Source organism: Stieleria bergensis (assembly GCA_007745635.1).
GTDB lineage: Bacteria > Planctomycetota > Planctomycetia > Pirellulales > Pirellulaceae > Stieleria > Stieleria bergensis.
In genome coordinates this window covers 1,490,193-1,503,320 of the sequence record CP036272.1, presented here as the reverse complement: position 1 = coordinate 1,503,320, position 13,128 = coordinate 1,490,193, and the positions used below count along the sequence as shown (strand labels likewise).

The 13,128-nt window shown below is 55.4% G+C and carries 8 protein-coding genes; 3 read left to right on the top strand and 5 right to left on the bottom strand.

All coding sequences use genetic code 11. From position 1 onward, the window contains the following. Window positions 1–52: 52 nt before the first annotated feature. From SV7mr_RS04985 to SV7mr_RS04965, 5 genes are read right to left on the bottom strand one after another with little or no spacing between them, the layout of a single operon-like run. Window positions 53–1,018: a rhomboid family intramembrane serine protease gene (locus tag SV7mr_RS04985; RefSeq protein ID WP_145269789.1), complete on the bottom strand. Its 966-nt coding sequence runs from the start codon at window positions 1,016–1,018 to the stop codon at window positions 53–55. After that, window positions 1,008–2,018, bottom strand: coding sequence for a WD40 repeat domain-containing protein (locus SV7mr_RS04980; protein ID WP_145269787.1), 1,011 nt, complete (start codon window positions 2,016–2,018; stop codon window positions 1,008–1,010). Before SV7mr_RS04980 ends, SV7mr_RS04985 begins: the two co-directional genes overlap by 11 nt. Then, the gene (locus SV7mr_RS04975) at window positions 2,018–3,370 is read right to left on the bottom strand and encodes a DUF1501 domain-containing protein (RefSeq protein WP_419188111.1); all 1,353 of its coding nucleotides are present in this window, start codon (window positions 3,368–3,370) and stop codon (window positions 2,018–2,020) included. The genes SV7mr_RS04980 and SV7mr_RS04975 overlap by 1 nt, the downstream gene beginning before the upstream one ends. A gap of 49 nt (window positions 3,371–3,419) precedes the next feature. After that, the gene (locus SV7mr_RS04970; RefSeq protein WP_145269783.1) at window positions 3,420–5,672 is read right to left on the bottom strand and encodes a DUF1553 domain-containing protein; all 2,253 of its coding nucleotides are present in this window, start codon (window positions 5,670–5,672) and stop codon (window positions 3,420–3,422) included. Continuing rightward, window positions 5,662–6,777 (bottom strand): hypothetical protein, encoded by a 1,116-nt coding sequence (locus tag SV7mr_RS04965; protein ID WP_145269781.1) that lies wholly within the window; start codon window positions 6,775–6,777, stop codon window positions 5,662–5,664. The genes SV7mr_RS04970 and SV7mr_RS04965 overlap by 11 nt, the downstream gene beginning before the upstream one ends. A gap of 211 nt (window positions 6,778–6,988) precedes the next feature. On the opposite strand from SV7mr_RS04965, the gene SV7mr_RS04960 reads away from it, so the two are divergent. From SV7mr_RS04960 to SV7mr_RS04950, 3 genes are all read left to right on the top strand, one after another. Continuing rightward, complete coding sequence (locus SV7mr_RS04960; RefSeq protein ID WP_419188110.1) at window positions 6,989–8,719, top strand: outer membrane protein assembly factor BamB family protein; 1,731 nt, start codon at window positions 6,989–6,991, stop codon at window positions 8,717–8,719. A 153-nt stretch (window positions 8,720–8,872) separates the two neighbouring features. Continuing rightward, the gene (locus SV7mr_RS04955) at window positions 8,873–10,606 is read left to right on the top strand and encodes an acyltransferase family protein (RefSeq protein ID WP_145269777.1); all 1,734 of its coding nucleotides are present in this window, start codon (window positions 8,873–8,875) and stop codon (window positions 10,604–10,606) included. Then, window positions 10,530–13,115, top strand: a complete 2,586-nt coding sequence (locus tag SV7mr_RS04950) for a DUF1592 domain-containing protein (RefSeq protein ID WP_419188109.1) — start codon at window positions 10,530–10,532, stop codon at window positions 13,113–13,115. The genes SV7mr_RS04955 and SV7mr_RS04950 overlap by 77 nt, the downstream gene beginning before the upstream one ends. Window positions 13,116–13,128: the final 13 nt, after the last annotated feature.

Genomic DNA, 13,128 nt, shown 5'->3' with positions numbered 1-13,128 from the left:
CGGAAACCTTGTTGAATCGGTGGTTCGTCAGCACCCGATTCGTGCTTGTCGGCTACAGGAATGCCGCCGTCCAGGCAGCCAGGGTGAGCACCAGGGCAGCCAATCCTGATCCAAATTGCAACCCTGTCTTACTTGCCCATCCGGTTAAGTAAAGGCGGCAGACGAACCCAACGGCGACGCCCATCAACATCCCGCAAACGTGGGCAGAGACGTCTGTTCGTGGGCCGCCAATTCCCAGGTATGAAAACAGCAACAGGCCCGCAACGACGGGCCGAATGATTCTCCGCAGACCTGTGTCGCGCTGCTTGGCAGTGACAAACGAATCCGCAATCAGCATGCCAAGGATGGCGAAGACTGCGGTGGAAGCGCCGATCGAGGAGTGCTCGGGCGGCTGCACATAGGCATTGAGCAAATTTCCCAAGCCGCCGGCAATCACAGCGACCAACATCGTCAGCCCACCGCCATAGGTTCGACCGGCTAGCAGACCAAACAGGGCACCGAAAACCAAATTGGATGAGAGGTGCCCCGCATCGACATGCAAGTCCAAGGCCGTGATCGTGCGCCAGAGTTCGCCACTGCGCACCGCGGCGCTTTGCATCGCGCCCCATTCAGCCAAGTTCAGATCCATGCCCCAGGGAGCCGTCAGGAATCCAAACAAGAGCATCACCAGGGAATAACCAATCACCCCAGCCCCGGCTCCAACCGCGTTGACGCTTGGCGCCGCAACAACGACCGTCTCGCTGGGATTTTCACTGACATAGGAGTCAATCTCTCGTCCAGCAACGCCAACGTCGGACTGAGAGACGATCAGATAGAACCGGGACTGGAACGGTTCCATCCGTGAAGACAACCCGATACTTGTCAGCAACAAGCGAATGTCTCGGCAGCGTTTGCGCGAGACAGCATCAAACACAACCGCTTCGTCTGACTTCAGACGATGAATGGGAAACGGAGACGGAGCAAGCACATTTGGGTCGTTCAACAGTCGATTCTCTTCCTTGCCCGACTCACTGCTCATCGTGACCGCCAACAGGTATTCGGACCAAATCTCCCTGCCGACCTTCGACAACGATCCAGTTGCCGTCGTTGACAATTGCCAAAGCGTAAGGCCATCCGTCACTGACCTTCCGGCGATCCCTGATGGTGACCGTCAACGGATCAATCCAGTACAAATAACCGTCGTTACAACTGGCAATAACGGTATCGTTTACCGTCGACCAAGCCAGATCGAGCACCGGCGCTGGCAATTTGGCAAACCGCACCATGCGGCCAATCGTTGGCTGCCAAAACCGAACCGTGCCATCGTCGCTGCCTGATGCAAGCATGGGCAATCCCTGACCGCTTGATAAGTCCTGACCGCTGGGTTTGGCAACCAAAGCATTCACTGCTCCGGTATGAAGACTTAAGCTGCGAACCAGGGCTGAAGAATCCAAGTCCCAAATTCGAATGCCCTGATCCAATCCGGATGTGGCAATCAAGCGAGTCTTGCCAATGCCACAGACATCCGTGACGCCTTTGGCATGTCCGTCGAAGGTCGCCAGCGTTTGGCCTGCGGAAATGTCCCACACCTTGACTTGCTGATCCATTGCCACGGTCACCAAACGCTGATCATCCAGCCAGTGCAGCGCCGTGATCACGTCCAAATGCCCGGTCAGACGAACTCGCTTAACACCACTGGACCAGTCAAGCACCAGAGCAGTGCCACTCTCAGCTGGCTCACCACCGGCGACGGCCAATAACTTGCCACTTGGCGAGGGCAGCAGAGCATTCGCTGGAAATCCAATCGCAACCTCACGGCCTGCCATCGATTCAGTGGATTTCAGCGCGGGCATGGATTTCAGCGCAGGCCAAGACCAGCGTGTGAGTCCCGTTTGCGAACTCGACATCAGGTAACCTTCTGCACTGAAATCACAGATCCCTGTCACCGGTGCTTGCGCAACCGCAACGACTTCGCACAACAGCAGCAAAACGCAACACAAGGCAGCAGGGCAGGGCAGCGAACGAACAATCCTTGGCATCACGCATCTCGCTCCGTGACACCGCAGATTTCCCGAATCGGTTCAGCGCCATCGGGCGCCAACCTGACCGGTCGACCATCACTGGTATGCAATTCAAACGCCGGGTCCAGTCCCATTAATGTGTAGATCGTCGCAGCCAGATCCGCCGGAGTGACGGGCAGGTCTGCTGGTCGTTCGCCCAGCGCATCGCTTTGACCAACCACCACACCACGGGGCACACCTCCACCGGCCATCGCGACACTATAAGCGTTGGGCCAATGATCCCGCCCGCCGCCGGCATTGATTTTGGGAGTACGCCCAAATTCGCCCATCACGAGTACCAAGGTCTCGTCCAGCATGCCTTGCGATTCTAAATCCGTGACCAGAGCCGCGAAGGCTCTGTCCATCGAAGGCAGGTGGGCGTTCCGATCACCGGGAAAACGTTCTTTTAAGGTGCGGATATTTTGATGCGTATCCCAGCCTGTGCTGCCAACGGTGACAAAGGGGACGCCTCGCTGAACCAAGCGTCGCGCCAGCAAACAGCTTTGCCCGATCCCAGATCCACCTCCACGTCCATATAAATTGCGAATCGCCTGTGGTTCTTGACTGAGATCAAAGGCCTGCTTAGCTTCCTGGGACGCGGCCAACTGATAGGCCCGTTGCAAAGCACTCTCACCCACCACATCCGCTTGTTGAAGTTTACGATGGAACTGATCAAGCTGTCCGACCATTTGCTTTCGACGCTGCAAGCGATCGAGCGTTAACCCCGGATAGAACTCCAAGTCACGCACCTTAAAGTTCGGTGAATCAGGATTTCCACCGACGGTAAAGGGAGCGGTGCGAGTGGGCAAGAATCCGTTGCCACTGAGTGCATCGTCGAACTTTGGGACGGCGATATGAGCGGGCAAGACACTGCGTGGCTGATGCACTTCGGCCAACGCTGCACCATAAGCCGGATACTCGAGCACGGGAGTCGGCTGGTACCCGGTCAGCATGTAGTGTGTCCCGACAGCATGTTCACCAAGGGGCGATGTCAGGGAACGCACCAAGGTGATGCGATCCATTATCTCTGCGGTGCGTTCCATGCACTCACCCAAGCGGACGCCGGGAACCTTGGTTGCAATGGACCCCAAGGGCCCTCGAACTTCCACAGGAGCATCAGGTTTAGGGTCAAATGACTCCAAGTGGCTCGGTCCGCCGTCAAGCCAAATCAAAATGCATGCTTTGGCGCCAGTCGCTTTGGCTGGCCCCGAATTGTTAGCGATGCTTCGCTGGCTCGCTGACAGGCCAGCAAAGGCACCGGCCATCATGCCCAGTCGCAAAAAATCGCGCCGCGGTCGTCCATCCCAGTTATAGGAAAGAATTGGTTTCATCGGCTGTGCCATCGGGAAAGGACGTTCCGCCCAGGTTTTCCATCACAAATCAGTGATGTTTGAACTCAAAACTGTTCAAGAGACTCCAAACGCAATCATTCAATACTTCACGCTGCAATTGTCGATCTTGACCAACAGCGCGCAGCTGTTGTTGCCAAAACTGCTGTTCATCTGCGTTCGGTTTGCGGTTGTAGGCCGCGATGTAAAACTGATCAATCACATCATCAGCGCGATGACCGGCAGCCAGCAGGCGGTGCAGCCTGCCTTGCGGGGCGTCTAACTTCTGATTCAGGAGCGGCCCGTTCAACAAGTGCAAGTTCTGGGCCAAGGCATCCACGGGCAGGCTGCCTGTTTCGCAACTGTCGCTGCGATCGCACTGTCCCAGCACCTCCAGTGTCCGCGTCCGTACATTGGTCACGACCAGTTCTGTCGCCCGAGTTCCAATCGGCATCTCTGCATAACGTTCAGCCACCCCGGTCACATCACTGATGGCATCCGCCATGACTTCAGCAATCAGAGGCCGCGGCAAAGCGTGAGAATAAAATTTGTCGTCGTGTTGATTGCCGGGCAATACGTCGGAACTTCGAGCATAGGCTTGGCTGGTTGCGATCAACCGTAATGTGTGACGCAAGTCATACCCATTGTCGGTAAAATCACCGGCCATGACGGACAACAACTCAGGATGCGTCGGTGGATTGGTGTCGCGAAAGTCATCGACAGGATGGACCAGGCCACGTCCCATCATGTGATTCCAAAGCCGGTTCACAAATGCCTTTGCAAAGTAAGGATTCTGAGAATCAACCAACCAGCTAGCCAATGCTTGACGTCCTTGATCGCCTTTTAACACGTCCTCGGTCTGTTCTAAAAAACGTTCCCCTGGTAACCGCTGAACCGCTGGCTGCAGGGTTCGCGGATGAATGACTTGCCCAAACGGATTCACTTCGACCATGGGCCGCGTGGGGATTTTGGCAAAAATTGCCGCAAGGCCGTGATAATCATCCTGAGTCCAGCGATCCAGTGGATGATTGTGGCAATTGGCGCAGCGCATCCGACTGGCCATGAAGAACTCGCTAAAGAACTCTGCCTGCAATCGTGGCGACTGAGCAGTGCGATAAAAGTTTGCTGGCCCGATTTGCTGAGAGTTACCGGATGCCAAGATCAACTCGCGAGCCATTTGCTGATAACTGACGCCACCGCGAATCTGATCCGCAATCCAATCGCGGTATTGCCGCACGGCCTGTGCATCGGACAACTGCGGCCGGACGCGCAACCACTGTGAAAACTTGAAGGTCCAGAACTGAACAAACTGAGGTGACTGAAGCAATTCATCGATCACTCGCTGGCGATCATCTGCTTGCGACAAGTCATACTGGTCTTGATCAAGTTCAGTGAACTCTGGCAAGCGACCGGTTAAATCAAGGCACAGGCGGCGCAGCCAGATCTGATCGTTCACCTGCCCCGAGGCTGGCAACCCCAGCGAGTGCAAACTGAGATCGATGTAGCGGTCAACAAGATGTTGCTGTTTCCGTTGTGCAGCGGAAGAGTTGACGGCCGCGGCATTGCCCCCAAAAGGCAAGCTAATTTGCAGCGGCACCACGTGGTTCAAGTAGCGTGCGATGACCACGTGGCGTCCCGGTCGATTGACGGTGATGGTGACCGGTTCACGCTGGATCTCAACGGCGGAAGAATCTTCTGCCGTCAAAACGGTCAGCTCAGTGACGTCGCGACTCTGCCCATTGGGACCTTTGGCAAAGACTTGAATCGACAAGCGATCTGACGTGCTCTTAAGCTCTGCACGACGGGGTTGCACTTCGATTCGCGTGGGCAAGTCGGACTGGCCAAGCTGGGCTCCTTGTGCGATCCAGTCGACCAGGGTTTCGGTTAGAGGATTGTCCCATGACAGCACTTCACCGCCGCCGTGCTGGATACTTTCGGTTGCTTTTCGCAACAGCAAACTGCTCTCGGGATCAGCGAAGTGAATGCGGCGGCCTTTCAAGTGCCGAACGATTGCCTCGTGATCTGCTAAGGGGTTGCCACCGTAAAGCGACAAGCGAAACCCACCGCGACCGCGTGCGGCGCCGTGGCAGGCTCCCACGTTACAGCCCTGGCGAGTCAAGATCGGCATCACGTCATTGCGAAAGTCGACCGGCAGCGAATCGCCGTTCGTCCCCTTTTCAGGCTTTGCAGCGTCCACGGGTGTTTTTGCCGATCGACCTTGGGCGGCAACCGGTGAGCTGTCACCCAGCGACCAGGCAAAGAGAATCAAGCCGACTTGCAGGATGCGATTGCCGTTAGCGATCACTCTGTCCTCGTGTGTTGTTTTCTTCAGCAGGACCAAAGGCCGCCTGCATCAATTCGGCTGCTTCTTGGCGAGTGACTTTGCCACTGCCGACCAAGTTGCCGAGCTTTTCACGGAACGCTGCCTGGCGTCGCTGTTTGTCAGCCTCGGGCCGGGCCACGTCACCCGCCGAGTCATTGGCAGCTCCGTTGGTTCGAGCCGCTTCTGGTCGATCACGCATTGGCTGTCCGCCTCGCATCGCAATGCCAGAATCTTTTCCAGGCATGTCCACTGGAGTCGGGTTCACCCAGGCGGTCATGGTTTCTGCTTTGACATCCAAGGCTTTGGCAATCGCGCCAACCACGTGAGCATCGGGATACAGCATGGGCTGAATGAAGGCAAAGTTATCAAGCACCTTGCCATCTTTGACGACCAGCACGGTCATGCCCACTTGACGATTCAAGCCATAACTCCCTGGACCATCGCGACCATCAGAGGACAAGGTCAGCTGAGTGGTCTCGGGAAGGTAACGCAGGATCAAGCGTGCTTTCTTTTCAGCCGCTTCAATGTCATCCTGCAAGAAGACAGCGGTACACGCCAACGGTTGATCGGTGTGACTAGCAATCAGTTTGAAGACACGCGAGAATGCCAACAGGCCGCGCAGGCCGACTCCGTCGCCTTCCTGAAAGACCAACACGTGGACTCCTTGCTTGGCCGCCGCAACGGGATCATACGCTTCACCGTCCTTCTTGCCGCCGACCCCACGCACCTTCAGTGTCGGCAACGGCTCACCCGGCTGTGGTCCGGAGAACAATGTCTCGTCGGTGGTTTGTTTAAAGCCAGCGGGATCTTTGACATCGATCGGCATCTGCCGCTGCCTGCGACGCGGTTGATCGCTTTGCATCCGCCGATCGGCCGCGGGCTTAGCCCGATCCGTAGCGACGCGATCTCTGGTGGGTCGATCAGCGCCAGGTCGATCAGCGGCTTGGGCCGCCTCACGATCGGTCGCCGGTGCATCGGCCCGGCGATCTGCGTCCTGAGCCATGGCTGTGGCCGTGGCTGAAATCCCGGCGAAACCTAAACACGCGATGGCCAATCGAGCCAGAGTTGTGACCGAAGATCGAAGCATTTGAATCACCGAGTAAAAAAAATGGTTTAGAAGTGTCCAATGAGCAGACTCTAAGAGTGTAACATTCTTAGGCTGTGAAGTGAAACTTCACCCTTTGAGTTCGCAGCGCTTCTGTGTTAACCCACAAACACGCCACACCCACCACTGTGAGTCTTCAATGTCCCTGATTGCCTTGATGCGGAACCCTCTGACGAACGCAACTGTCAGCCTCGTGTTACTTCGACGACCGCAGGCGAGGTTTTTGGCAACATTCGCGTTGCTGGCGGCCATCCTAGCTCCGGTCTGCAGCGGGCAAGACTGGACACGTTTCCGCGGCCCCGACGCGACAGGTGTCTCTGCCGATGACTCTCGTTTGCCAATTCAATGGAATCAGCAGGACAACACACAGTGGTCGGTCGACGTTCCCGGACAGGGCTGGGGCAGTCCGATCGTGGTCGGCAAACGCGTTTTCCTGAGCACCGTGATCGCCGATGAAGAAAACACGCCGCCCCAAAAAGGCTTGTACCTTGGACAGGGCGTGCGAGATCCTGGCAAAGGGGTTCACCACTGGATGGTGTATTGCTTTGACATCGACAGCGGGAAACAACTTTGGAAGCACGAAGCTCATACCGGACGGCCCACCGTTCCGCGTCACCCGAAAAGCTCTTACGCCGCCGAAACACCGACCACCGATGGACAGCGTCTGTATGTCTTGTTCGGCGATCTGGGACTGTACTGTTACTCTCTGGAAGGCGAATTGCTGTGGCAGCAAGACATTGCCCCCAAGAAAACCAATCTCGACTACGGTGCCGCGGCGTCACCGGTGATCTGTGACGGGCAGGTCATTATGGTCTACGATAATCTTGAATCCTCCTGGATCGCAGCCTTCGACACCGAGACCGGTCAAGAACGCTGGCGCACCAAACGAGATGAGACGCATAGCTGGGCAACGCCATTCGTCTGGAAACACGATCAGCGGACAGAGATTGTGGTGCCGGGGCGCGTCGAAAACCGCAGCTACTCCCCGCAAGGTGAATTGCTATGGCACTTCAAGGGACGCATGTCCGTGCTGGTGATTCCGTCACCGTTTGCCGCTCATGGCATGTGCTATGTTGCCTCGGGTTATGTCGGGGATTTCCACCGTCCAACCTTTGCCATTCTGCCAGGCGGATCAGGCGACATCGCGCCCTCAGGCGAGTTTGCTGAAAACGAATTCATTCAATGGTATCAACCCAAAGCATCGCCGTACAACACCACTCAAATTGTTTATGGGGACAACCTGTACACGATCTACGATCAGGGCATCATCACCTGCCATCATGCCAAGACGGGCGAAGAAGTGTATGGCAAACGCCGCATCTCACCGCGCGGATCGTTTACCGCCAGTCCCTGGGCGTACAACGGCTACCTGTTCTGCCTCAGTGAAGACGGGCTGACCTATGTGATCAAAGCCGGTGACGAATATGAACTGGTGCACACCAACCCACTTGAAGAGCTTTGCATTGCCACCCCATCGGTCAGTGATGGCAAACTGCTCGTTCGTACTCTGACAAAGCTTTACTGTATCTCGGGCAACGATCCGGTTAAGTCCACTGGCACCAAACTGACGTCCCAGGACTTAATCGACGCATGCATTCAAGGAAACCTCAAACTTGCGACCGCATGCCTGGAGGCCGACGTCGACGTGAATAGCCGCGAGCCTCAGGGTTCGACGGTGCTGCACGTGGCGGCCTTCTTTGGTCACCAGGAGATTGTCGAGTTACTGATTCAGCAGCAGGCCGATCGAACGGCATTAAACCAGAATCAGCAGACCGCGTTGCAGGTGGTTTCGCAGCCATGGAATCAGCAACTGGAACAAACCTATACCCGTCTGGCAAACATTTTAAGCCTTGAACTGGACATGGAACGATTGCAAAAATCACGTGAAGAAATCGCTGCCATCCTTCGAAAGGCTCAGCAGTGAAAGCGATGATGAGGCTGCAGCGATGAGAATTTTTCTGGATTTACAGCGTCCAGATTGAATCCAGCTCGGCAGTGAATAGGTAGACCATCCAAGTGGCGATAAATTCCTTCGCCGCTGCGACGACTGTCTGCAAATTGTTCACCTGGCTGTTTAATGTCTGCTGATTCTGTCCCATATTCTACCGGCCGAATTGATCGCCGGCATGATCTTGATGCTCTGCGCGCGATCGCGATGTTACTGGGCATTGTCTTGCACGCGATTCTGGGCTTTCTTCCCATCCCCGGAGCCTGGCCAGTTCAAGACAGCATGCCCAGTTCCAGCATGGGCTTGCTGTTGGCAGTGATCCATGGATTTCGCATGCCACTGTTCTTTGTGATCAGCGGATTTTTCACGATGATGCTGATTCGTCGGCGAGGACTGCGGGCAGTCCTCTGGCAACGTTTCAAGCGAATTTTTTTGCCGTTTCTGGTCGGCATGATCACAATCATTCCATTGAACTGGGTGTGCTACGGCGTCCTCGCACAATGGCAGCAACAACGTGCCGCCGCCCAGTCGTCCCAAATCGAAATGCGGGAGAAAACCCCATCAAGCAAACCTTCAACAACAAACTTGACATCGGGCTGGTACGTCGCTGCATCGGGCAATGTCGAAGCCGTTGACCAATGGCTTGACAGTGGTGGCGACATCAACCATCGCGAAAAAGATGGTGCAACGGCTTTACATGGTGCCTTTCTATTCGGCAAACCAGAGACCGCCGAATCATTGATTCAAGCGGGCGCGGATCCGCAATCTAAGAACAACCGCGGTGAGAGCTGTGTTCAGATGCTGTACGCCCCGTGGGGGATCACGAAAACGATCAGCAACCTTGTCAGCATTGAATTAGATCATGACCAAGTGCTCGCGGGCCGTCGGCAGATCGCGCGGATGGTCAACATTCCACCGGAAACAATCCAGTTGGACAAACCATCCAAGAGCGGCAATCAACGAATCGAGTTTCTGTTTGCATTTCCAGCCACTGGACACCTCTGGTTCTTATGGTTTCTGTGTTGGCTAGTGAGTGGGTTAGCGATCGTTTATGCCCTTGGGCGAGCCGCTGGCTTGCCGCGACTGCCAGCGTGGTTTTCCAGCACTTCGTTTCGCTACGTCTGGTTAATTCCCTTGACCGCGATTCCCGCCTTCACCATGCACGACGCGGTCAGTAATTTTGGCCCGGGAACCTCGCTGGGGATCCTGCCGCTACCCTCAGTCCTGCTTTATTATGCCGTTTTCTTTGGTTTTGGAGCGTTGTCTTTTGACGCCCACTACACCGACTCGTCCCCTGAACAACACGCTCAGCGAAGCTCCCCCAGCGGAGTCATCGGATTGATCATGATGGCGGCTGGCTGCTTGGTGCTGTATCCCAGTTGGCTTTACCTCAGCAAGCAAGTCTCCGGCCCACGGACGGTGATCGTCTTGATCGAGTCGACGTATACATGGCTGATGATTTTTGCATCGATCCGGATATTCGCGTGCTGGTTCAGTCGACCGAGCGCGTTGCTGCGATACCTCTCCGATGCTTCCTACTGGATGTACTTGATCCATATTCCTCTGATATTTTTTGTGCAGTACTGGATCGCGCCATTTGCCATCAACCCGTGGATCAAACTGCCAATTGTCTGTGTGTTGACGGGACTTATCTTGATGATCAGCTATCATGTATTGGTCCGCTCGACCCCGATTGGCTGGTTCCTGAATGGGCGACGCTATGAATTTCGTTTCTCGTTTTCAGCAAGCCCGATCTCAAGTGCCCCCCAAGAAGAAATTAGCCCCAATGAGCCTTCCTCATCAATTGCTGATCGTGTTGACGCTGGCACTGACTGTGATCGCGACACCAGCGCAAGTTCGTAGCCAGGAAGCTGCCGAGAATCCTTGGCTAGAAGAACTGGACGAGCGTTTGCAAGAAGCCAAGCAGCGTGCTAGTGAACTTGATCGACGCAGAACCCAAGTCCACCGTCGGATCGAACTGCTTAGCGAGATTCGCCGTGCAGCCATTCAGATCATCCGCCTCGAACGTCAACTTGAAGCCGCAGAAGAATCGGGCAGTGAGAACGCTGAAGCTCTGGAGGACCAACTGCGACGAGCGGAGATTGACGTCGAGTGCAAAGAAGAACGCTTGGACCTTTTCAATCGTCAAGCTGAATTGACCGAACTGCAACAAGAACTTCGCCACGCCGAACAAGACGATGGCGTCCAGGAAGTCACAGAACTACTCCAGCAATTGGCAGAGTTGATCGAATCAATCGACGGCCAGCAACAAGCTCGGGAAAACGAAGACGAAGAACGGCTTGAGCGATTTGAACGACAGCGTGAAACATTTGAACGCGCCGCCGATCACATCGGCGCCATTGCTGAACTCCGCTTGGGCATCTTCTGGGCGGAAGAGGAAGACGCCTACGAAGAAGCTGAAGAACTCGAACGTGAACTGAAGGAGCGACTCAAGGAGCGTTCAAATCCAGACCGCACCGAGAAACCCGCTGCCAAAATTCCCGATGCCAGCTTTCAACCGGTTAAACTGCGCGACGAAGACTTCGCAAACGTCAAAGACTGGACGTTCGCCGATCATGTTGCACCTCAACTAAGAACGCTTTGTGCAGAATGCCATAGCGGGAAAGAATCGCGAGGTAGCTTCAACGTTGACACGCTGGTCTCACAGTTGCCCTTGGTCGTCAACGGCGAGCATTGGAACAACGCGATCCAACAGATCAAAGTCCGCTCCATGCCACCGGCGGATGCCGAACCGATCCCCGACGCCCAGCGGCGCGAATTGCTGGCCTGGCTAACGGCCTACTTTCGCGACTTTGATTACCAATCGATCGATCGCCCGGGCAACGAACCCGCACGACGTCTAACCCGCCAACAATACAATCACACCGTGCGCGACCTGCTGGGCGCTGACGTTCGCCCAGCGGACCGGTTCCCGGCAGACATGAGTGCGAGCAGCGGTTTTCGCAATAGTGCTAACAGCCTGTTTTTTCAGCCGATCACATTGGAACGCTTTGTTGGGGCTGCCGAGTTTGCTGTCGATTCAGCACTGCCTCTGATTCCTAAAACCGCCGAACACAAACAGGCTTGGCAACATCTGCTACAAAACGATCCCACGCTTCGCTCGCCGGAAAGCGTGATCAAACGGTTCGCGAGCCGTGCGTTTCGTCGGCCTGTTTCTGAGGAACAGTTGCGACCGCTACTGAATCACTACCAAACCAAACGGCAACAGTCTCAGCAACCGCGACAAGCTCTTCGCGATGTACTGAAGGTGATTCTGATCTCGCCAAACTTTTTGTTTCATAGCGAGCAACCGGCCGACGACGGCACGCTCTCTGGATATGAATTCGCCAGTCGCTTGTCTTACTTTCTCTGGGCATCGATGCCTGATGATGAACTGCTCTCGTTGGCAGAGCAGGGCAGGTTGACGGATCCGAAGATCCTGGCGCAGCAGGTCGACCGTATGCTTGATGATCCGCGTTCGAAAACGTTGGGGACGCTGTTCGCAGCGCAATGGTTAGGCACCGATCACTTAGATCGGGTGCGCCCCGACCAAATTGATAATCCCTGGGCAACAGACAGCCTCGTTGCTGCAATGAAGTCGGAAACAGCGATGTTGTTTTCGGACCTGATTGCTAATGACCTGCCCATGGAACGTTTGCTGGATGCCGACTTTACATTCTTGAACGAGGAACTTGCCAAGCATTATGGCATGCGGGATGTAATGGGATCGGCGATGCGCAAGGTCTCGCTGACCGAGAGCTCGCGGCGAGGTCTGCTTGGCCATGGCAGCGTGCTGGCAATCACTTCCTTTCCCGGCCGAGCCAGTCCGGTTGTTCGAGGCAACTGGATTCTAAGCACCTTGCTGGGAACACCACCACCGCCACCTCCACCGAACGTCAGCGAATTCGACGAACGGATCGCGGACCGAGACAATCTAAGCCAACGAGAAAAACTGCAACTGCATCGCAACAACCCCAACTGTTACGCCTGCCACAGCCAGATTGATCCGCTGGGTTTCTCCCTGTCCCAATTTGATTGGTATGGACGGTATCGACCTGGCCGCCGCCATCAGGACACCAAAGGCACCCTGCCTGACGGGACGGTTGTTGATGGCTTGGCAGGACTCAGCAAAGCCATCAACGAGACGCGATTGAATGATCTGAATCGGCAATTGACCACCAAGATGCTGTCATATGCTTTGGGCCGTCAACTGGAATACTACGACGAAGCAACGATTCGGTCGTTGGTGGCTGATCTTGAAAACAAGCAATACCGAATCCGCAGCCTGATTCACTTGATCGTCCAAACGGAATGCTTTCAAAAGAATGATCAGCGCAGTGAACTGCTGGCCGATCAAGCATCGATTCGATAAACAGGCCATGCTG